General features: G+C 72.1%; 20 protein-coding genes. 10 read left to right on the top strand and 10 right to left on the bottom strand.

What is annotated here, in order from left to right; genetic code table 11:
* Positions 1-34 precede the first annotated feature (34 nt).
* Positions 35-616: a DUF3000 domain-containing protein gene (locus BEP24_RS12610; RefSeq protein WP_065963916.1), complete on the bottom strand. Its 582-nt coding sequence runs from the start codon at positions 614-616 to the stop codon at positions 35-37.
* Positions 617-639: 23 nt separating this feature from the next.
* Between BEP24_RS12610 and BEP24_RS12605 the strand changes: the two genes are divergently transcribed.
* Positions 640-1,863 (top strand): alpha/beta fold hydrolase, encoded by a 1,224-nt coding sequence (locus BEP24_RS12605; RefSeq protein ID WP_065963915.1) that lies wholly within the window; start codon positions 640-642, stop codon positions 1,861-1,863.
* An 86-nt stretch (positions 1,864-1,949) separates the two neighbouring features.
* Here BEP24_RS12605 and BEP24_RS12600 read toward each other — a convergent pair whose 3' ends face one another.
* Complete coding sequence (locus tag BEP24_RS12600; RefSeq protein WP_065963913.1) at positions 1,950-2,399, bottom strand: SufE family protein; 450 nt, start codon at positions 2,397-2,399, stop codon at positions 1,950-1,952.
* Positions 2,396-3,307: a sulfurtransferase gene (locus BEP24_RS12595; RefSeq protein WP_065963912.1), complete on the bottom strand. Its 912-nt coding sequence runs from the start codon at positions 3,305-3,307 to the stop codon at positions 2,396-2,398. The genes BEP24_RS12600 and BEP24_RS12595 overlap by 4 nt, the downstream gene beginning before the upstream one ends.
* Positions 3,308-3,519: 212 nt before the next feature.
* Between BEP24_RS12595 and zapE the strand changes: the two genes are divergently transcribed.
* Positions 3,520-4,470, top strand: a complete 951-nt coding sequence (zapE, locus tag BEP24_RS12590) for a cell division protein ZapE (protein WP_083230347.1) — start codon at positions 3,520-3,522, stop codon at positions 4,468-4,470.
* Positions 4,471-4,883: 413 nt separating this feature from the next.
* Positions 4,884-6,158: an ammonium transporter gene (locus BEP24_RS12585; RefSeq protein WP_065963908.1), complete on the top strand. Its 1,275-nt coding sequence runs from the start codon at positions 4,884-4,886 to the stop codon at positions 6,156-6,158.
* 205 nt (positions 6,159-6,363) lie between these two features.
* On the opposite strand, the gene BEP24_RS12580 is transcribed toward BEP24_RS12585, so the two are convergent.
* On the bottom strand, positions 6,364-7,335 hold the full coding sequence (locus BEP24_RS12580) for an aldo/keto reductase (protein ID WP_065963906.1): 972 nt from the start codon (positions 7,333-7,335) through the stop codon (positions 6,364-6,366).
* 187 nt (positions 7,336-7,522) lie between these two features.
* Here BEP24_RS12580 and BEP24_RS12575 point away from each other — a divergent pair, with 187 nt between their 5' ends.
* Positions 7,523-7,915, top strand: a complete 393-nt coding sequence (locus BEP24_RS12575; protein ID WP_065963902.1) for a ChaB family protein — start codon at positions 7,523-7,525, stop codon at positions 7,913-7,915.
* A gap of 228 nt (positions 7,916-8,143) precedes the next feature.
* Positions 8,144-9,112, top strand: a complete 969-nt coding sequence (locus tag BEP24_RS12570) for a beta-ketoacyl-ACP synthase III (protein ID WP_065963900.1) — start codon at positions 8,144-8,146, stop codon at positions 9,110-9,112.
* Between the two features lie 77 nt (positions 9,113-9,189).
* Here the strand turns inward: BEP24_RS12570 and BEP24_RS12565 are convergent, their stop codons facing one another.
* The 6 genes from BEP24_RS12565 to BEP24_RS12540 all read right to left on the bottom strand — a co-directional run bounded on the left by BEP24_RS12565 (position 9,190) and on the right by BEP24_RS12540 (position 14,716).
* A complete protein-coding gene (locus tag BEP24_RS12565) occupies positions 9,190-10,113 on the bottom strand; it encodes a hypothetical protein (RefSeq protein ID WP_216093141.1) in 924 nt (307 codons plus the stop codon).
* Between the two features lie 144 nt (positions 10,114-10,257).
* Positions 10,258-11,220 (bottom strand): hypothetical protein, encoded by a 963-nt coding sequence (locus BEP24_RS12560; RefSeq protein ID WP_065963897.1) that lies wholly within the window; start codon positions 11,218-11,220, stop codon positions 10,258-10,260.
* Positions 11,221-11,555: 335 nt separating this feature from the next.
* Positions 11,556-11,924, bottom strand: a complete 369-nt coding sequence (locus BEP24_RS12555; protein ID WP_065963896.1) for a flagellar assembly protein FliW — start codon at positions 11,922-11,924, stop codon at positions 11,556-11,558.
* Positions 11,921-12,802, bottom strand: a complete 882-nt coding sequence (locus BEP24_RS12550; protein WP_065963893.1) for a flagellin — start codon at positions 12,800-12,802, stop codon at positions 11,921-11,923. The genes BEP24_RS12555 and BEP24_RS12550 overlap by 4 nt, the downstream gene beginning before the upstream one ends.
* A 2-nt stretch (positions 12,803-12,804) precedes the next feature.
* Complete coding sequence (gene flgK / locus BEP24_RS12545) at positions 12,805-14,220, bottom strand: flagellar hook-associated protein FlgK (RefSeq protein WP_065963891.1); 1,416 nt, start codon at positions 14,218-14,220, stop codon at positions 12,805-12,807.
* Positions 14,221-14,227: 7 nt separating this feature from the next.
* Complete coding sequence (locus BEP24_RS12540) at positions 14,228-14,716, bottom strand: flagellar protein FlgN (RefSeq protein WP_065963888.1); 489 nt, start codon at positions 14,714-14,716, stop codon at positions 14,228-14,230.
* 449 nt (positions 14,717-15,165) lie between these two features.
* Between BEP24_RS12540 and BEP24_RS12535 the strand changes: the two genes are divergently transcribed.
* The 5 genes from BEP24_RS12535 (at position 15,166) to BEP24_RS12515 (ending at position 19,614) form a co-directional block, all read left to right on the top strand.
* Complete coding sequence (locus tag BEP24_RS12535) at positions 15,166-15,981, top strand: sigma-70 family RNA polymerase sigma factor (protein ID WP_065963886.1); 816 nt, start codon at positions 15,166-15,168, stop codon at positions 15,979-15,981.
* 169 nt (positions 15,982-16,150) lie between these two features.
* Complete coding sequence (locus BEP24_RS12530; protein WP_065963884.1) at positions 16,151-17,326, top strand: flagellin; 1,176 nt, start codon at positions 16,151-16,153, stop codon at positions 17,324-17,326.
* Positions 17,327-17,418: 92 nt separating this feature from the next.
* Positions 17,419-18,819, top strand: coding sequence for a flagellar filament capping protein FliD (gene fliD, locus BEP24_RS12525; RefSeq protein WP_065963881.1), 1,401 nt, complete (start codon positions 17,419-17,421; stop codon positions 18,817-18,819).
* An 11-nt stretch (positions 18,820-18,830) separates the two neighbouring features.
* The gene (fliS, locus tag BEP24_RS12520; protein ID WP_083230345.1) at positions 18,831-19,304 is read left to right on the top strand and encodes a flagellar export chaperone FliS; all 474 of its coding nucleotides are present in this window, start codon (positions 18,831-18,833) and stop codon (positions 19,302-19,304) included.
* Positions 19,294-19,614: a hypothetical protein gene (locus BEP24_RS12515; RefSeq protein ID WP_065963878.1), complete on the top strand. Its 321-nt coding sequence runs from the start codon at positions 19,294-19,296 to the stop codon at positions 19,612-19,614. The genes fliS and BEP24_RS12515 overlap by 11 nt, the downstream gene beginning before the upstream one ends.
* Positions 19,615-19,860 lie beyond the last annotated feature (246 nt).

Here is a 19,860-nt window from a genome sequence, read left to right as displayed (position 1 = left end):
GGAGCGGGGGTGCCGGCGGGTGCGGCGGGGTCGGTCACTTCGTGGTCCTCCTCGGAGCCAGCAGCGTCACGCCGTCCGATGCCGGCGGGAGACCGGCGAGCATCGCCACGATCTCCTCCCAGGCCTCGACGTGCGCGGTGAGGTCCTCGTCGCGGGGCGTCCACGAGGCCCGGAGCTCGAGCTGTGCGCCGTCCCCCTGGGCCGCGAGGTCGCCGTAGCCGCGCGAGATGATCTTGGTCGCCGTCCCCGATGCCCGGTCGTACGTCGCGCCGTGCGCCGCGAGCGCGTCGACGAGCCAGCTCCACGTCACGTCGGCGACGAACTCGTCGACGCCGATCTCCGGCTCGAGGGGCGCCTGGGCGAAGGTCACGACGCGGAACGCGCCGCCCCAGCCCTCGGGTTCCTCGGGGTCGTACAGGGCGATGAACCGGCCGGTCCCGAGGTCCGAGTCGATGCCGTGCACGGCTCCGCTGACGTCCGCCGCGAGGGCGATCGAGTACGGCGCGATCCGCGAGGGCGAGGGGATCTCGGTGACGGTGGTCTCGGTGCGGGTCCCGCCCGACTCGACGAACGCACGCAGTCGCGCGAAGGCCTCGGGCTCTCGGGAATCGGACACGCATGCAGACTAGGCTCCCGGCCATGTCCCGATCCGCGCGACCCGCCGAGGACGTCGTCCAGGAGACCACACGATCGGCCGGTTTCGTCGCCCTGGGGGCGGGCATCGCGGCGGCAGCCGTCGCCACCGCGGTGGTCGGTGGCTTCGTCGCCGCCGTCGCCCGTGCCGTCGTGACGCCCGACCGCAAGCGCACCGAACGCGTCCCGATCCACGCCGTCGACACCGACGCGATGACCGTCACGCTCGAACGCACCGCCGACACGGAGCTGCAGGGCCGCTACAGCCTGTGGTTCGGCGGCGGTACCGGGCACATGCGGATCGGCGAGGTCCTCGGCACGACGGAGACGACGGTCACCCGGCGGATCATCGCGGTCGACGCGGGCGACCCGACCGCCGCGCGACGCGGACGCTGGGGCGGCTGGTTCTACCTGACCCCCGGCGAGCTGGACGTCCCCGTCGAGGACGTCGACGTCCCCACGCCGAACGGTCCCGCACCGGCCTGGGTCGTCCGCGCCGACGACCCCGACGCACCGTGGGCGGTCCTGGTGCACGGCCGCGGCGTGACCCGCGCCGAGACGATCCGGGCGGTGCCGGTCTTCCGCGCCGCCGGCTACTCGGTCGTCCTCGCGTCGTGGCGGAACGACGGCGTCGCCCCGCGGAGCGCCGACGGTCGGTACGGCCTCGGCAGCACCGAGTGGGAGGACGTCGACGCGGTCCTCCGGTGGCTGTCCGCGCGGGGTGCGAGCAGCGTCGTGCTGATGGGGTGGTCGATGGGCGGCGCGGTCGTGCTGCAGACCCTCGTCCGCTCTCGGTTCGCCGGACTCGTCGACGGCGTCGTCCTCGAGTCCCCGGTCGTCGACTGGCACGCGGTGCTGAAGTCGCAGAGCCGGGTGCTCAAGCTGCCGCGGCCGGTCCGCAAGGTCGCCCAGCGCGTCCTCCGCACACCCGTCCTGCACCGGGTCGCCGGTCTGCAGCACCCGGTCGACCTGCGCGAGCTCGACATGGTCGCCCGCTCGGACGAGCTGACGGTGCCGATCCTCATCCTGCACAGCGACGACGACGGGTTCGTGCCGTCGTCCGCGTCGCACGACCTCGCGCGGGCGCGGCCGGACATCGTCCGGCTCGAGGTGCAGACCACCGCGCGGCACACCAAGCTCTGGAACCACGACGCCGACTGGTTCGACGCCCGCATCCTCGCGTGGCTGACCGAGGTGGTGCAGCCGACCGACGCGACCAGCGCCCGGTAGACGCGACCGGCAGACGGACGGGAGGCACGGTGCCAGCCGGCACCGTGCCTCCCGTCCGTCAGGGGGTCGTGATCAGGCGGTCGCCGTCAGGCGGCGACCGCCGCGCGCACCTGCCGCTGCACCCGGCCGAGCATCCCGACCATGCCGCGGATGCGCAGCGGGCTGACCGCCTCGCTCAGCCCGAGGGTCAGCGGGTAGTCGGTCGGGACGGCGAGCACCTGCTCGGCGGTCAGGCCGGACAGCCCCTGCGCGAGGATCGAGGCGAAGCCCCGGGTGGTGGGTGCCTCGCGCGGCGCGGTGGCGTGCATGCGGACGACGTCGGGCTCGTCGCCGTCGGCACCGACCGTCACGGTGATGAACACGGGGGACTGGCACTCCTCGACGCGTTCGAGTTCGTCCTCGTGCCCCTGCAGCCGCTCGGGCAGCGCGGGCAGTTCGTCGGAGAACTCGAGGAGCAGCTGGAGGCGGTCCTGCTGCGTCAGCTCGAGGAAGTCGTCGCGGATCTCGGCGAGGGACTGGGGGAGTTCGGTGCTCATCGGGAGGGAACGGTACCCGGTTCGCTGCCGACGGCGATCGGCACGCGGACGGCGCTGCCCCACTCGGTCCAGGATCCGTCGTAGTTGCGGACGTTCTCGTACCCGAGCAGGTGCTGCAGGACGAACCAGGTGTGGCTCGACCGCTCGCCGATGCGGCAGTACGCGACGACCTCGTCGGCGTCGCCGATGCCGGCACCGTCGCGGTACACGGCGTCGAGCTCCTCGCGGGTCTTGAACGTGCCGTCCGGCGCGGCCGCGGTGGCCCACGGGATGTTCACGGCGGTGGGGACGTGGCCGGCGCGGAGGGCGCCCTCCTCCGGGTAGTCGGGGGCGGTGGTGCGGGAGCCGTCGTACTCGGCGGGGCTCCGGACGTCGATGAGGGGCTTGCCGAGGTGGGCGAGCACGTCCTCCTTGAAGGCACGGACCTCGTCGTCGCGGCGCTCGACCACGGGGTACTCGACGGGCGCGACCTCGGTGCGGTCCCGCGTCAGCGCGCGGTCCTCGGCGATCCACTTGGCGCGGCCGCCGTCGAGCAGGCGGACGTCCTCGTGGCCGAACAGCGTGAAGACCCAGAGGGCGTAGGCGGCCCACCAGTTGTTCTTGTCGCCGTAGATGACGACCGTGGTGTCGCGTCCGATGCCCTTGCCGCCGACGAGCTCGGCGAACCGGGCGCCGTCGACGTAGTCGCGCTGCACCGGGTCGTTGAGGTCGGTGTGCCAGTCGATCTTCACCGCACCGGGGACGTGGCCGGTCTCGTAGAGCAGGACGTCCTCGTCGGACTCGACGACCACCAGGTCGGGCGAACCGACCCCGGCGTCGAGCTGCTCCTGGAGCCACTCGGTCGACACCAGGCGCTCCGGGTGGGCGTAGGCGGCGAACTTCTCGGACGGGTCGACCGGTGCGGTCATCGGGGGTACCTCCAGGGCGTGACGTCGGGCGGGCCGAGACTAGGATCGGACCTCGGTGCCTGCTGGCAACGGTACGCGGACGTACCGACCGCCACCTGCAACGTGACACCGCACGACAAGCTTCCCGAAGGGCCCCTCGATTGGCTTCCCCCGCAGTGACCTCCGTGCCCGGACACCTCGTCGATCGCGACCCGCAGGTGACGCCGCAGCAGATGGCCGCCGCACTCGTGCCGCCGCCGCAGTTCGCCGACGCGTCCTTCGCGAGCTACCGACCGGACCCGGAGTACCCGTCGCAGGCCGCCGTGCGCGACGCGGTCGAGGCCTTCGTCGCCACTCGCCCGGAGCCCGCGAGGCGCGGGCTGTTCGGCCGTCGGAAGGCCCCCGAGGCACCTGCACGCTCGGGGGTGTACCTGGACGGCGGGTTCGGTGTCGGCAAGACGCACCTGCTCGCGGCGGCGTACCACGCGGAGCCGTCCCGCAAGACCTTCGGTACGTTCATCGAGTACACCGCGCTCGTCGGGGCGCTCGGGTTCCAGGGCACGGTCGACCTGCTGCGCGGGACGTCGCTCGTCTGCATCGACGAGTTCGAGCTGGACGACCCGGGCGACACGATGGTGATGACCCGGCTCATCAAGGAGCTGGCCGAGACCGGCACGCGCTTCGCTGCGACGTCGAACACCCCGCCCGGCGCGCTCGGCGAGGGCCGGTTCGCGGCGCAGGACTTCCTCCGCGAGATCCAGGCGATGTCGGACCGCTTCGAGACGATGCGGATCGACGGCCTCGACTACCGCCGCCGCGCCGTCGACGAGTCGGCCCGCGTGGTGGACGACGTCGCGGGGGAGCTGCCCGCCGGTGCGACGACGCTCGACGACTTCCGCGCGGTGGTCGCGCACCTCGCGACCGTGCACCCCTCGAAGTACGTCGCGCTCGTCGAGGGGCTCGACGCCGTCGGGCTCACCGACGCCCAGGCGTTCACCGACCAGACCGACGCCCTGCGGTGGGTCGCGCTCGTCGACCGGCTGTACGACGCGCAGGTGCGGATCGTCGCCTCGGGGACGCCGCTCGACCAGGTCTACCCGCAGGCGATGCTCGACGGGGGCTACCGCAAGAAGTACCTGCGCGCCGCGTCGCGCGTCGTCGCGCTGTCGCGCGCTGCGGAGTGACGGCGCTGTCGCGCGCTGCTGACTGCTGACCGATCTTGCGCTGTCGGGCGCGAGCGCGCTGCTCGCCGCCCTCGCGCTGGCGCGCGTGAGCGCGCTGTTCGCCGCCCTCGCGCTGTCGCGCGTGAGCGCGCTGCTCGCCGCCCTCGCGCTGGCGCGCGCCCTGGACCCGGCCCCGCACCGGACGGGAGGCCCGTGGACGTGCCCGCCACGGGCCTCCCGTCCGACACGGCACAGCCGTTCCCCCGCCTCCTGACGGCGACGTCGGAGGCCGACGAAACACAACGTTCACACGCCGCGTCGCGGCGTTACACCCGCGAAACAGTTCGTGCCCCCTCGTGAAACACCGCGTCGCCAGACTCTGAGCACCCGAGGCGGACCGAGAGCCGCACAGCATTCGCGCGAGAGGTGAACAGATGCTCGATCAGGGCCAAACCGGCTTCATCATGATCATGGCTGCACTGGTGTTGTTCATGACACCCGGCCTTGCCTTCTTCTACGGCGGTCTCGTCAAGGCGAAGTCCGTCATCAGCATGATGATGATGTCGTTCGGCGCGATCGCGCTCGTCGGCGTCCTCTGGGTGCTCTACGGCTACGCGATCGCCTTCGCGAACACCGGTGACCACACCGCGGTGTCCGGCATCGTCGGCTTCTTCAGCATCGACTGGAACCAGATCGGTCTCGGCCAGGCGTTCGAGCAGTCGCAGGCCACGAAGCTCGCCGCCACGTACCCGGACCTGGCGTTCGTCGGGTTCCAGGCCACGTTCGCGATCATCACCGTCGCCCTCATCTCCGGTGCCATCGCGGACCGCGCGAAGTTCGGCGCCTGGATGGTCTTCGCCGGCATCTGGGTCACGGTCGTCTACTTCCCCGTCGCCTCCTGGGTCTTCAACCTCACCTCGGGCTGGGCAGCGACGTGGGGCGTCATCGACTTCGCCGGTGGCACCGCAGTGCACATCAACGCCGGTGCCGCGGGTCTCGCGCTCGCCCTGGTGCTCGGCAAGCGCGTCGGCTTCGCCAAGGGCGCGCACAAGCCGCACAACCCGCCCTTCGTCCTCCTGGGCGCCGCGATCCTGTGGTTCGGCTGGTTCGGCTTCAACGCCGGTTCGGCCGGTGCCGCGAACAGCACCGCAGCCCTCGCCTGGGTGAACACGCTCGCCGCCCCCGCTGCCGCGGTCCTCGGCTGGCTGCTCATCGAGAAGATCAAGGACGGCAAGGCCACCTCGGTCGGCGCCGCCTCGGGTGCCGTCGCCGGTCTCGTCGCGATCACCCCGGCCTGCGCCAACCTCACCCCGGGCTGGGGCATCCTGCTCGGCTTCCTCGCCGGCGTGGTCTGCTGCTTCGCGATCGACCTCAAGTACAAGCTCGGCTTCGACGACTCGCTCGACGTGGTTGGCGTCCACCTGGTCGGCGGCGTGTTCGGCACGCTCTACCTCGGCATCTTCGCCAACACGACCGGGCTCATCTACTCAAGCTCGTTCGTCCAGCTCGGCAAGCAGGCGGCAGCGGCCGGTGCGGTCGGCGCGTACTCGTTCGTCCTCGCGCTGGTCATCGGGTTCGCCATCGAGAAGACCATCGGCTTCCGTGTGAAGACCGAGGACGAGGTCGCCGGCATCGACACCGCGGTGCACGGCGAAGAGGGCTACGTCCTCTACGAGGAGTCGGACAAGACCCCGGTCTCGGTCCGGTAGGTCCGGCCGGCCGGCAGCGCCCGCAGGGTCGGGCCGGTCGGGACGAAGGGCTCCGCGCACGGCGCGGGGCCCTTCGTCGTGTGCGGGTGAGGTCGCGCGGAGCGGGTCGGAGCGACCCGCACCGCGCCTCCCGTCCGTGGCCGCGACAGCGGCGTCGGGTGGGCCGGCGGCGCAGGACTGCGCCGGTCGGCCGCCGCTGGTCAGCTCACCAGGCGTAGTCCTCGGGCGAGGTGCGGTGGCCGGGGAACAGCTCGTCGAGGCGCGCCAGCGTCGCGTCGTCCAGGCGTACGTCCGTCGCGCGGACCGCCGACTCCCACTGCTCCATCGTGCGGGGGCCGGTGATCGGCGCCGTGACGCCGGGCTGGTGGAGGAGCCACGCGAGGGCGAGTTCGCCCGGGGTGTGGCCGAGGTCCTTCGCGAGCGCCTCGTAGGCCGTCAGCTGGTCCCGGTGTCCCTCGACGTACTCGGCGCTCCGGCCCGACAGTCGACGCGAGCCCTGCTCGGTCTTCTCGATGATGCCGCCGAGCAGCCCGCCCTGGAGCGGTGACCACGGGATCACCCCGAGGCCGTAGTGGCGGGCGGCGGGCAGGACCTCGCGTTCGACGTCGCGGACGACGAGGTTGTAGATCGACTGCTCGCTGACCAGGCCGAGGAAGTTCCGGTGCGCGGCTGCCTCCTGCGCCTGGGCGATGTGCCAGCCGGCGAAGTTGGACGAGCCGACGTAGAGCACCTTGCCCTGCTGTACGGCGAGCTCCATCGCCTGCCAGATCTCGTCCCAGGGCGTGTCCCGGTCGACGTGGTGCATCTGGTACAGGTCGACGTGGTCGGTCTGCAGGCGCCGGAGGCTGGCGTCGAGCGACTGCCGGATGTTGTACGCCGAGAGCTTGCCGCCGTTCGGCCAGTCGATCATCTCGCCGTAGACCTTCGTCGCGAGGACGGTCTTCTCGCGACGACCGCCGCCCTTCGCGAACCAGCGGCCGATGATCTCCTCGGTGGTGCCCTTGCCCACCGAGCCCCCGTAACCGTTGGCGGTGTCGAAGAAGTTCACGCCGAGCTCGTGGGCCCGGTCCATGATCGCGTGCGAGTCGTCCTCGCTGGTCTCCGGGCCGAAGTTCATGGTGCCGAGCACTGCTCGGGACACCGACAACCCTGTCCGACCGAGGTGTGTGTAGTCCATGGGGCCGGTCTACGCGGCGTGGGCTGGGGGAGCCAGGCCCTGGGAGTACCCAGCGGGGTGCGTCGGGGCGTTCCGTCGGTGCGGCTGCGCTCGCCCGTGTGCTGGCGCTCGGGGGACCGGGGTGTTCCGTCGGTGTCGCCAGGTGCGGGGTGTACGAGGGGAGCACCGATCGACGAGAGGAACGACGATGCCCGCGAAGGACGAGATCCCGAGCACCCTGCGACGTTCGCCCGAGCACGCGCAGGAGATCTTCGAGAAGACGCTCGACTCGGCGAACGAGACCTACGGCCCCGGCGAACGCGCCCACCGCACGGCCTTCGCCGCGGTGAAGCACGAGTACGAGAAGGTCGGTGACCACTGGGAGGAGAAGGACCACCGCGGTCCGTCCGACTCCGGCGCCGAGGGGACGCGCGGGTCCGGGACGACCGAGGGCGGGGTCGACGCGAACGCCACGAAGGCGCACCTCATGGACGTGGCGCGACGACTCGACGTGCACGGACGTTCGTCGATGACGAAGGACGAGCTCGTCGAGGCGATCAAGCGGGCCAACGACCGGGCGACGGCGGCGGCGCGGGAGTGACGCGGGTGTTGGTGTGCGGGCCGCGGACGCCGTTCGTGCCGTCCACAAGGCGGCCGCCGCTCCTGCCGTGCACGCGGCGCGTTCCGCGACTGCCGCGCACTCGGCGCCCGCCGCGTCTGTCGCGCACCCGGCGCTTGCCACTCCTGCCGCGCCTGATCTGGCACCAGCACCCGACGCGCATGCCGCGCTGGGCATGTGGCGCCGGTCGACAGGAGTAGCGTGCCGCGGATGAACACCCCAGCTCTCCGTGGCAGCCGGATCCTCGGGTTCGGGCACCACCAGCCCTCGCGCGTCCTCACCAACGACGAACTGTCGACCATGGTCGACACGAACGACGAGTGGATCACCACCCGGACCGGGATCAAGACCCGGCACATCGCCGGGCCGGACGATTCGGTCGTGTCGATGGCCATCGAGGCCGGCCGCAACGCCATCGCCGACGCCGGGCTCCAGCCGTCGGACATCGGCCTCGTCATCGTCGCCTCGACCACGCACCGCGAGCGGTCGCCGTACACCGCCGGACGTGTCGCCGCCGCGCTCGGCATGACGAACGGGCCTGCGCCGATCGACATCAACACCGCGTGCAGCGGGTTCGAGTACGCGATGGCACTGGCCGACCAGTCGATCCGCGTCGGGGCGTCCGACACCGCGCTGGTGATCGGCTCGGAGACGCTCTCGAGCATCGCCGACTGGTCCGACCGCTCGACCTGTGTCCTCGTCGGCGACGGCGCCGGAGCAGCGGTCCTCGGTGCATCCGACACCGCCGAGATCGGGCCCGTGTCGTGGGGGAGCGTGCCGCACCTCAACGAGGCCGTGCTCGTCACGCGCGACCCGGAGTACTTCACGCAGCAGGGCCGGTCGATCTACCGGTGGGCGATCACCGAGGCCGAGGGGCACGCGCGCGCCGTCGTCGAGGCTGCCGGGCTCACCCTCGACGACATCGAGGTCTTCGCGTTCCACCAGGCGAACCTGCGGATCATCGAACCGCTCGCGGCGGCGCTCGGCGGCGAGTCGAAGTACGTCGTGCGGGACGTCGTCGAGTCGGGCAACACCTCGGCGGCGAGTGTCCCGCTCGGGCTCTCGAAGGCGTGGTCGCGTGGTGAACTGCCCGAGGGCGTGCCGGCGCTGCTGTTCGGCTTCGGTGGCGGGTTCGCACACGCGGGCCAGGTCGTGACGACGCCGGTCCGGCGGCGCTGAGGCGCGTCGGCGGCGCGCGGCACCACCGGGTCGGGGCGGCCGGGGCCGTGCGTCGCTGACGCCCCCGACCGCCGGGATCATCGCAGGGCGGGATCGTCCCGGTCCGGGGTGTCGCCCCAGAGGTCCTCGTCCTGGTCCCGACCGCGACGCCGCGAGCGTCCGCGCTGCTTCGGTTCCGAGGCCTTCCCGCCGTCGAGCGCCTTCTTCGCCTTGCGGTCCGACACCGGCTTCGCGTCGAGCACGATGGTGAAGTGGCGCGGCGGCAGGCCGAACCCCTCGCGCGACGCCTGGATCACCTTCCGCCCCAGGGCGTGGTTGCCGAGGCCACCCACCGCTGCGCCGATCCCGAAGGGGAGTGCACGGCCGAGGACCGATGCTCCCTGACGTGCGGCGAAACGCTTGATGAACTGGTCGCGCACCTTGCCGCCGATGCCGTTCACGACCTGCTTCGGCAGCGTCGAGGTGACCATCTCGCCCCAGAAGGCCGTCCGCGCCTGACCACCGGCAGCCTGGCCCGCGAGCTGCTTGATGAGCTGCGTCCCGGGCGAGCCGAGGATCAACGCCATGACGAGCGTGCGCGACCGCTCCGGGTCGTCGAGCGCGATGCCGTGGACCTCGGTCACCGACTGGGCGAACAGTGCCGTCGCCTCGAGGAAGCCCACCGTCTCGGCGCCGCTGAGCCCGAGGGCTGCGACCATCCCGACACCCGGGATCACCGCACTCGCGCCCACGGCTGCACCGCCGGTCGTCACGGCTGCCAGGTACTGCCGTTCGAGGATCTGGACGACCTGCTGCGGGTCGGCGTCCGGGTGGCGCCGACGGATCGCGTTCACGTGCGCGACGACGACCGGCCGCTGGACGGCGATGACGCGGTCGAGCATCTTGACCCAGCCCGTCTGCTGCTCCTGCACGCGGCGTCCGTCCTGGTCGTCCGGGCCACCGGCGCGGACCGCTGCGGGCGGCATCGGCACGATCGCCTCGTTCTTCTGCTGTCGAGCCATGCGGCCGACCGTACCCGGACCGGGTGGGAGCGACGCTCGGGAGCGTCCCCCTGCGTGCGCCCTCGCCGGGGGCCGGAGCGGGACCGGCTGCGGGGGCGGGGGCGGTCACGGGCGTCGGCGTCGGCCCGGATGTCTGCTCGGTACTCATCGGCACGGCAACCCTGCCCGGACCAACGCCGCCCGCAGTCGTTCGGGGTCCATCAGGTCCGCCCAGGTGACCCGGACGACCCGACGGACCGCTGCGAAGGAACGGACGAAGTCCTCACGCTGCTTCTCCTGCCAGTGGGCCTCGGCGGTCGAACGCCCGGCGAGCATCGCATCGTCCTCGTACTTCGCGCGTCCGTCGACCTCCACGACGACCCCGTGGTCGGGGAACCAGAAGTCGACGACCGCGTCGCGGTGCCCGGGCCGGACGAAGCGGTGTTGCTGGACGGGCTGCGCCAGCCCGAGCTGCCGGAACCGCACCCGGCACACGGACTCCGCCGGCGACCCTGACGCCGCCGACCCCATCTCGACCGCCGCCGCGACCTTCGCGTGCCCCTTCCAGTCGGCCGAGCGCAGTTCGTCGACCAGCATCTCGGGCAGGATGCGCCGATCGTGCAGCGCTGCGTCGATCATCGGCAGCGCGCTGAGCAGCGGTTCGGTGGAAGCGACCTCGACGAGCACGTCGACGAGTGGTTCGACGACGACCCCGGCGAAGTCGGCCGGTCGGAACGGGGGCGTCCCGGACCACCGGTCGGTGCCGGTGCTTGTCCGCTGCCTCACCGGCCGGACGCGGAGCCGCGCGGTGGTCTCCGTCCGAGACCGTCGCGGGTCGCGGACCTCGACACGGTCCGGCGTCGGGCCGACGAACGGCAGCCCGTGAGCAGCCGCCGCGGACCGGTCCGACAGCACGAGGGGTGGCACGATCCGCGGTGCCGTCGCCCGGACGAGCAACAGGTGCTGCTCCTCGGGACGCAGCCCGGCCACGTCCGCCGGGTCGACCAGCGCTCCCGGCCGCACCGCGACCAGGGTGCCGCGTCGGACCTGGCGCTGCAGGCTGCGGCGTTCCGCGGGCGGGAACCCGCTCGTCCGGATGAGCGGTACTGAGAGGACTCGTTCGTGCATGCCGGCAGCTTGTCGCGGTCGGGCCGAGGGACTGGCGGAAGAGGGCCGACCTGTGGATGGTGAGCCGCGCCTCCCGGCTGTGGAGGAACGCCGCGCGTGCCGGAGGCGACGTCGTCGACGTCGGACGTCAGCGGTGATGACGCTTCTTCGTGGGTGGGACGCATACGTGCGCGTGTTGCGACATCGTCGACGTCGGACGACAGCGGCAGTGACGCTTGTTCGCGCCCGGAACCGGTGCGTGCGCATGATGCGACATTGCCGACGTCGAACGACAGCGGCGGTGTCGATCACCAGCGGCGAGCCGCAGCCCGGGCGACCCCGCCCGGCCCGGCACCTCAGCGCCGGGCGAGCTCCGCGCGCAGCGGCAGGTCCTGGTCCTCGAGGATGAACTGGGCGCCGACGGCCGTGCGGGCGTTGACCACCACGGGCGCGAGCAGGTTGACGGTCGTCGACTCCGCGCCGGGGTTCGCCACGACGAGCAGCATCGCCTCAGCAGGGTCGGTCAACCCGATCGTGGCGGCCTGCTCGTCGGACAGCTCGGGCGCGTAGTCGGGCAGGTGCACCGCGGCGTCGAGCACGAACAGCCGGGCGTCGTCGCCGGTGAGCGCGAAGAGCCCCTCGACGCCGTCGACCGGCACGAGCGAGAACACCGGCGCGGGGGACAGGCCGAACGGGGGCACGGGGAAGGTCAGGTCGATGCTCATCGGAGGTAGTCCATCAGGGTCGGCTGCAGGACCTTCGCGGTGACGGCGAGGGCTGCCTGGTAGGTGGTCTGCTGCACCTGGAGGTCGAGGACGGCGCCGGCGAGGTCGAGGTCCTCGATGCCCGAGCGGCGGTTCTCGAGCGACACGGACGTCGACTTCAGCGTGTCCTGGGCGGTGAGCGCGGCGGCGTGCCGGACGCCGACGTCGGCCTGGGTCGCGCGCACGGCGTCGATCGCACCGTCGACGTCGTTCAGCCGTGGGTTGACGTTCACGCCGGCCTGCAGGTCGGACACGATGCGGTCGATCACGGCGAACGCCGAGGTGTCACCGGAGCCGAAGGCCGCGGCGCCGGGGGTGTCCACCCGGATCGTGGACCCGTCGCCGACGCGGCGCTGCACGGCCGTGGTGGCGCTCGCGAAGCCGGTGCCGGGCGTGTACGCGGCAGCGTCGGTGGAGGAGCCGGCGAACACCGACCGGGTGCCGTACGTGGTGTTCGCGGCGGCCTCGAGGTCGGTCTTCAGGCCGCGGAGCTCGGTGATGAACGCGTCGCGCTCGGTGGTGCCCATCGTGCCGGAGTTCGCGGCCTGCACGGTGAGGTCGCGCACCTTGCCGAGCACCGAGTAGGCCCCGGTCAGGGTGCTGTCGGTCGTCGCGAGCCAGCCGACGGCGTCGTCCGCGTTGCGGGCGTACTGCGCCGCGGCGGCCTGCTCCTTGCGGACCTGCATCGCCGAGCCGGTGCCGACCGGGTCGTCCGACGGCCGGGCGATCGCCTTGAGGGTGGTGGCGCGCTGGGTCGCCTCGGCGACGCGGGCGGCGTTCGCCTGCAGCCGCTCGCCGGCGGCCGCCATCGACATCTGGGTGGTCACACGGGTGATCACGGTCAGCCCCTCCCGACGAGTCCGACGCGGTTGATGAGGGTGTCGAGCATCTCGTCGACCGCGGTCAGGACGCGCGCCGCGCCCTGGTACGCGTGCTGGTAGCTCAGCAGGTTCACGTTCTCCTCGTCGAGGTCGACGCCGGCACCCGACTGCTGCTGGGTGCGTGCGCTGGTGAGTGCGAGGCCGGTCAGCGTCGATTCCGACGTGGCCGTCCTGGAGGCGCTGCCCACCCCCGCCACGAAGCCCGCCCAGGTGCTGTCCGCACCTCCGGTGACCGTGCCGAGTCGCGAGAGCGCGTCGGCGAACGAGTCGTCGAGCTGGTTCGCCGCGTTCCGCGTCGCCAGGCCGGACCCGTCCACGGGGACGACCGACAGGCCCTGGGCGGCGGGGGTGCCCGACGCGAGGGCGAAGAACGGTGCGCCGGTGGTGCCGGTCGGCGTCGTGCCGCGGGCGTGTGCCGCGTTGACGGTCGTCGCCAGGGCGGTCGCGACCGCGTCGTAGGACGCCGCGGCCTCGGCCAGGGCACCGCCGGTGCCGGACGACGCGGGGGCCAGCAGGGACAGCGCGCCGCCGATCGACCCGCCGCCGAGGGCCACGTCGCGTGGCTCGGCACCGGCCCACTGCAGGGTCACGGGGCGGCCGTCGGCCATGCGGTCGGCACCGGCGAGCTGCACGGTGCGGGCGTCGCTGCCCTGCACGAGCGCGTTGCCGTCGAGCAGCACGTCGACCGTCCCGTCGGCGTGCGCCCGAACGGTCCCGCCGGCGAGCCCGGCGATCTGCTGGGTGAGCTGGTCGCGCTGGTCCATCAGCTCGTTCGCGCTCCCGCCGGAGGCGAGGGTGGAGCGGATCCGGCCGTTGAGGTCGGCGACCTGTGCGGCGACGTCGTTGAGCTGACCGACCTGCGTCGCGGCGGTGGCCCGGACGGTGGTCCACTGTGCGTCGACGGCGCGGGACCCGGAGGCGAGTGCGCCGACGACGGTCGACGCGGACGCGATCACCGAGGACGCGGCGCCGGGGTCGTCCGGGTGGGCGGCGAGGCCGCTCCACGAGGACCAGAAGGCGTCGAGCTTCGCGGACAGGCCGTCCTTGCCCGGTTCGTGCAGGCCGTCCTCGAGGTCGGACAGTGCGGTGGCGCGGGTCTGCGCCCACGCCGAGGAGCCCGTCGCGACGCGCAGCCCGGCGTCCAGGGTCAGGGAGCCGAGCCGGGCGACGCCGTCGACCGAGACACCCTGGCCGGCGAGGGCCGCGGTGCCGTGCACGAAGCCGGTCTGGACGGTGGGGATCGACGACTGCGTGACCCGCTGCCGGGTGTAGCCGGCGGTGCCGGCGTTGGCGATGTTCTGCCCGGTGACGTCGATGCCGGTGCGCGCAGCGGTCAGGCCGGAGTACGCGGTCGCGAGGGATCCGAAGGTGCTCACCACGGTGCTACAGGGTCCCCTCGAACAGGCGGGCGCCGTCGGAGCCGGTGGCCCCCGACGAACCGGAGGCGTCGTACGTGGCCGCGGAGGTGACCGACCCCGCGAGGGTCTCCTCGGTCGCCTGGGCGGCGGTGCGGAGGAAGCGGTCGTTCTCGTCGCGGAGCGCACCGATCTGCGTCGTGAGCTCCATCATCGCGGTGAGGTGTGCGGCGAGGATCTCACCCCACGGGCCGGCGGGTGCGGCGGCGACGACGTCGCGCAGCGGTGCCTCGGAGGGCACGCCCCACTCCTCGGCGACGGCGGCGCTCGACGCGGCACGCTCGAGGCCGGTGCTGCGGAGCCGCTCGAGGACCTGCTCGACCTCACGGCTGGCGTGCGAGACCCAGCGGGAGCGCCCGGCGGCGAGCAGGAGCTGCTCCTCCTCGAGCTTGAAGGTGAGCAGTTCGAGCAGTTCACGCTCGCGCCAGAGGACGGCGGACAGGTCGTTCACGCTCATCAGCTCCTCCCGGGGGGACGGGTCGTTCGGGGTTCGTTCGGGTCGGTCGGTCCGCCTTCCGGTGGACACCGACGACTATCGACGCGGCGGGACGCGGCGTAAGCACCGACGGACGCGAGAATCCGTCAGGGAAGCACGCCGTGCCTCCCGTCCGTACCCGCGCCGGGGGACAAGAACGACCGTTCCCCGCCCTGGGTCCCCAGAAATGCCGACCGGGGAACCCCGTGTGCACCCCCGCACTGGGGTCGATCCTGACAGCGCTCACGGGTTTCACAGCCGATACATTCGAACGGCACGCGGGGGACACCACCCCGCACCGCATCGCAGGGATGCGGGCACCGCCCGGACGGATCCGGGCGGCTCTTCGGCGTACACCACGGCCCTCCGCAGGCCGTCGTCCGTCGTGCCCAGGGACGGGTCAGTCACGCAGGTCGACCAGGGGATGGAACATGGACCGGAACGCACGCAACGCGATGATCGTGGAGCACCTGCCGCTCGTCGGCTACATCGTCGCCGACGTCCGTTCCCGCGCCACCCACCTGGACCGTGACGACCTCGCCGCCGTCGGGTCGCTGGCCCTCGTCGCCGCGGCCGAGGCGTTCGACCCGGAGCTCGGCGTGCCCTTCGGTGCGTACGCCCGCACCCGGATCGCGGGCGCCCTCGCCGACGACATGCGTTCCGCCGACTGGGCGTCGCGCGGCACCCGGAAGCGGATCCGCGAGACCCTCGCCACGCAGGAGGCGCTGTCCGCCCGGCTCGGCCGGAGCGTCGGCGTGCAGGAGATCGCCGACGCGATGGGTGTCGACCGGCAGACCGCGGCCGGCGCCATGAGCGACGCCGCCCGCACGGTCGGTCCGATCGACGAGACGGTGCACGACACCCTCGCCGCCGACCAGCCGCTGCCGGGCGAGGACCTGCTCGCAGCCGAGAAGCGCCGCTACCTCCGGGCCGCGGTCGCCGCGCTGCCCGAGCGGATGCGGTACGTGGTCGAGAACGTGTACTTCGGCGACCGCACGGTGACCGAGGTCGCCGCCGAGCTCGGCATCACGCACTCGGCCGTGTCGCAGCAGCGCTCCGAGGCGATGCGGCTGCTCCGCGACGGGCTCGCCGAGCACTACGGCGACGGGACCGCGGTCGAGCCGGCCTCGCGGACGACGGCGGCGCGACGGAGCGCGTACCTGGCGCGGGTCGCGGCGAACGCGAGTGCCGGGGTCGCGCGTGCGGTGCACGAGGTCGCGGTGCCGACGGCCGTGGCCGCGGGCTAGGCCTGCGGCTCGCACCGCTCGAGTCTCGCTCCGGCTCGCACCGCTCGAGACTTCTCGACGAGGAAATCTCGTCGGGCGCTAACGACCTCGGCGCACCTGCCGAGAGTCACCCGTGTCAGCCCATGGACGGGCAGACACCACCACCCAAGGATTCACGGAGGAAACCACCATGGGTTTGTCCATCAACACCAACCTCTCGGCACTCAACACGTACCGGAACCTGAACTCGACGCAGAACGACCTGTCGAAGTCCCTCGAGAAGCTCTCGACGGGTCTCCGCATCAACCGCGCTGCCGACGACGCTTCCGGTCTGACGATCTCCGAGGGACTCAAGTCGCAGGTCGGTGGCCTCACGGTCGCCGCCCGCAACGCACAGGACGGCATCTCCGTCGTGCAGACCGCTGAAGGTGGGCTCACCGAGACCCACTCGATCCTCCAGCGCATGCGTGACCTGGCCGTCCAGGCGGGCAACGACTCGAACAACGGCACGTCGCGTGACGCCATCAAGACCGAGGTCGGGCAGCTCCAGCAGGAGCTCGGCCGTATCGCGTCGTCGACCAACTTCAACGGCATCAACCTGCTCGACGGGTCGAAGCCGCAGCTGAAGTTCCAGGTCGGCGCCAACGGCAACGACAGCTCGCAGATCGTGGTCGACCTGTCCGCTGCGAACGTCGACAACGTCGCGAAGACCCTCACCAGCGGCAACTCGGGTCAGGCGTACACCCTGTCCGACGCGAACGCGAAGACGCTCGCCACCACCGGGATGTCCTTCACCGTCACGAACGCCGATGGCACCACCACGGCGATCTCGACGGACAAGCTGAACGGTGGCAACGCGTTCACGTCGACCGACGACGTCTCCAAGGCGCTCAATGCGAACAGCGCGTTCGCGGCGAACCTCACGGCGACGACGACGTACACCTACGCGGCGGACGGCACGAAGACGGCGAACGGCATCACGATCGCCGCGCGGAACGGCGGGGAGGTCTCGGAAACCACTGCCACGCCGTTGCTCACTGCAGGGACCGCAGGCACCGCTGCTGGCGTGCAGTTCGACACCGCCGAGCACGCTCAGGCTGCGATCACCGTGATCGACAACCAGATCAAGGCGGTCTCGGCTGCTCGTTCGAACCTCGGTGCGATCCAGAACCGCTTCGACCACGCCATCAACGTGACGAACGTGGCCAAGGAGAACCTCACCGCGGCGCAGTCCCGCATCACCGACGTCGACATGGCACAGGAGATGGTCAAGTACACGCGCGACAACATCCTGAGCCAGGCCGGCACCTCGATGCTCGCGCAGGCGAACCAGAGCACGCAGGGCGTGCTCTCGCTCCTGCGCTAGCACCCCCGACGCCGTCACCCGGGGGAGTTCGAGCCTCCGGGTGACGGCGTCACCCTCCCACCACCCGACCCACCGACGGCAGGGAGCCCTCGATGTCGTCCGTGTCCTCGGCGAGCAGCCTCGCCATCGACGGTCTGGTCAGCGGTCTCAAGACCTCGGACCTCATCAACTCGCTCATGTCGATCGAGCAGGTCCCGCAGACGCTGCTCAAGAGCAAGCTCACCGACACCAACGCGTTCGTGTCGTCGCTGCAGACGATCAACGGTCTCGTGCAGACCCTCGCCACCAAGGCCACCGACGCCGCGAAGCCGAGTTCGCTCGACGTGTTCACGGCGAAGAGCTCGGCGACGAGCGTGTCGGTCGCGACCGGTGCCGCCGCGACCCCGGGCTCGGTCAGCTTCACCGTCGGTCAGACCGCCGCGGCGCAGGTCGGCGTCACGCGGGCGATGTCGACGTGGGACGCCCAGGCCGCGCCGATCACGATCGTCGGGTCCGACGGCAAGCAGACCACCGTCACGCCGACCTCGGGCTCGCTCGACGACGCCGTCAGCGCGATCAACAAGTCGGGCGCCGGGGTCTCCGCGACGAAGGTCGCAGCCGGCACCGACACCGACGGCACCAAGCTCTACCGCCTGCAGTTCACCGCGACGAAGACCGGTGCCGCCGGGGCGTTCCAGGTGTTCACGGGCAGTGGCGACCAGGTCACGGCGGGCACCGCGTCGAACGTGCTGTCGGCGACCGGCGCGGCCGTGGTCACGGCGGCCCGCGACGCCTCCGTCACGCTCTGGGCGGGCACGGCCGCGGCGCAGACGGTCACGAGTGCGACGAACACCTTCACCGACCTGCTCCCGGGCGTCGACGTCACGGTCTCGCAGGCCACCACCGACCCGGTCACGGTGACGATCGGGCAGGACACCTCGAAGGCCCAGGCGGTCGCGTCCGGTCTGGTCGACGCGCTCAACGCGATCACGGCCTACTACGGGTCGAACACCGCGGTCACGAGCACGACGAGCCCGACGACGGGCACGACGAGCACCACGGCGGGCGTCCTCACCGGCGACGCCACCACCCGCGACGCCGTGCAGCGCCTGACGAGCACGATGTCGGCCCCGGTGAACGGGAAGTCGCCGTCGTCGATCGGCATCGTCATCACCAAGGACGGCGACTTCACGTTCGACGCCGCCGCGTTCCAGAAGGCCCTCGCCGCGGACCCGGAGGGCACGCAGGCGATGCTCTCCGGCATCGCGACGAACGTCGGCGCCGCGGCCACGTCCGCCTCGGACAAGTACACCGGTTCGATCACGACGTCGATCACCGGGCAGCAGTCCGTCGCGAAGGACCTCACCACCCAGATCGACAGCTGGACCGACCGTCTGACGCAGCGCCGCGCGACCCTGCAGGCGCAGTACGCGGCCCTCGAGACCAGCCTCAGCAAGCTCCAGTCGCAGTCGAGCTACATCGCCAGCCACCTCGCCTCGACGCCGACGAGTTGACGGGAACCCCCATGAACGCCTTCGACTTCCAGTCCGCCGCCTTCCGCCAGGCCGCCCAGCCGCGGACGGTCACCGACCAGCGCCGCGCCCAGTACACGAACGAGGCGGTCCTGTCGGCGACGCCGGCGCAGCTCGTCACGATGCTGTACGACCGGCTGCTGCTCGACCTGCACCGTGCCGAGGCCGCGCAGACCACCGCGGACTGGGACGCCGCGCGCGAGCAGCTCCTGCACGCGCAGGCGATCGTCGGCGAACTGTCCTCGACGCTCCGGATCGACGTGTGGGACGGCGGCGAGGGGCTGCTCGCGATCTACAACTACGCCTCGACCTCCCTCATCACCGCGAACGTGCACCGGGACGTCCAGGCGACGCGCGACTGCATCCGGATCCTCGAGCCCCTCCGTCAGTCGTGGCACGAGGCCGCCGCGGCACTGCCCACCGCGACCCCGGTGACGTCGACCGGCGGGGCCCTCGGTGTCGCCTGACGCCACGCGCGACGGCGCGACCGGCGCGGTGACCACCGACGCCGACCACGCCGCGTGGGTCGCCGTGCTGGACGCGCTCGAACGCGACCTGACCGCGGAGGCGACCACCACGTGGACCGAGCCGACCGGGCTGGGACCGCTGCCGCGCGACCTGGTGGGCCGCGCCTCCCGGCTGCTCGCCGCGCAGCGGGACCGGATGGCGACCCTCGAGGCGGAGCGGCGGCAGACCCTGGAGCACCTCGGGGCGCTGCGGGCGGTCGACGCGACCCGTGAGCCGCGGGGGTCGGTGTACCTCGACGCATCCGCCTGACGGTGATGTGACCCCGCACGTGGGTCTCGGCCCTGTGCCCCGTGCGGTGGATGCGGGCGCATGTGGCGACATCGTGGTCGTCGGACGACAGCGGGGATGACGCTCCCGGCCCTAGGCGACCGATGCGGGCGCATGGGGCGACACCGTGGTCGTCGGACGACAGCGGCGGTGACGCCCGACAGCGGCGCGCCCGCGCACGCCCGCGCACGCCCGCGCACGACCACCCACCCACACGCACCCCCGCAC

Origin of the sequence: Curtobacterium sp. UCD-KPL2560 (assembly GCF_001705035.1) — a bacterium.
Lineage (GTDB): Bacteria > Actinomycetota > Actinomycetes > Actinomycetales > Microbacteriaceae > Curtobacterium.
Note: the sequence above shows the minus strand (reverse complement) of the source record. Positions and strands in the feature narration are given on the sequence as shown.

What these genes read in the sequence shown, in the direction of transcription:
- BEP24_RS12570 (WP_065963900.1), top strand. Translation starts at nt 8,144, where the DNA reads ATGAACACCCCAGCTCTCCGTGGCAGCCGGATCCTCGGGTTCGGGCAC.
- fliD (WP_065963881.1), top strand. Translation starts at nt 17,419, where the DNA reads ATGTCGTCCGTGTCCTCGGCGAGCAGCCTCGCCATCGACGGTCTGGTC.
- BEP24_RS12580 (WP_065963906.1), bottom strand. Translation starts at nt 7,335, where the DNA reads ATGGACTACACACACCTCGGTCGGACAGGGTTGTCGGTGTCCCGAGCA.
- BEP24_RS12555 (WP_065963896.1), bottom strand. Translation starts at nt 11,924, where the DNA reads ATGAGCATCGACCTGACCTTCCCCGTGCCCCCGTTCGGCCTGTCCCCC.
- BEP24_RS12540 (WP_065963888.1), bottom strand. Translation starts at nt 14,716, where the DNA reads ATGAGCGTGAACGACCTGTCCGCCGTCCTCTGGCGCGAGCGTGAACTG.
- BEP24_RS12595 (WP_065963912.1), bottom strand. Translation starts at nt 3,307, where the DNA reads ATGACCGCACCGGTCGACCCGTCCGAGAAGTTCGCCGCCTACGCCCAC.
- BEP24_RS12565 (WP_216093141.1), bottom strand. Translation starts at nt 10,113, where the DNA reads ATGGCTCGACAGCAGAAGAACGAGGCGATCGTGCCGATGCCGCCCGCA.
- BEP24_RS12585 (WP_065963908.1), top strand. Translation starts at nt 4,884, where the DNA reads ATGCTCGATCAGGGCCAAACCGGCTTCATCATGATCATGGCTGCACTG.
- BEP24_RS12600 (WP_065963913.1), bottom strand. Translation starts at nt 2,399, where the DNA reads ATGAGCACCGAACTCCCCCAGTCCCTCGCCGAGATCCGCGACGACTTC.
- BEP24_RS12535 (WP_065963886.1), top strand. Translation starts at nt 15,166, where the DNA reads ATGGACCGGAACGCACGCAACGCGATGATCGTGGAGCACCTGCCGCTC.
- BEP24_RS12575 (WP_065963902.1), top strand. Translation starts at nt 7,523, where the DNA reads ATGCCCGCGAAGGACGAGATCCCGAGCACCCTGCGACGTTCGCCCGAG.
- BEP24_RS12560 (WP_065963897.1), bottom strand. Translation starts at nt 11,220, where the DNA reads ATGCACGAACGAGTCCTCTCAGTACCGCTCATCCGGACGAGCGGGTTC.
- BEP24_RS12530 (WP_065963884.1), top strand. Translation starts at nt 16,151, where the DNA reads ATGGGTTTGTCCATCAACACCAACCTCTCGGCACTCAACACGTACCGG.
- fliS (WP_083230345.1), top strand. Translation starts at nt 18,831, where the DNA reads ATGAACGCCTTCGACTTCCAGTCCGCCGCCTTCCGCCAGGCCGCCCAG.
- BEP24_RS12605 (WP_065963915.1), top strand. Translation starts at nt 640, where the DNA reads ATGTCCCGATCCGCGCGACCCGCCGAGGACGTCGTCCAGGAGACCACA.
- zapE (WP_083230347.1), top strand. Translation starts at nt 3,520, where the DNA reads ATGGCCGCCGCACTCGTGCCGCCGCCGCAGTTCGCCGACGCGTCCTTC.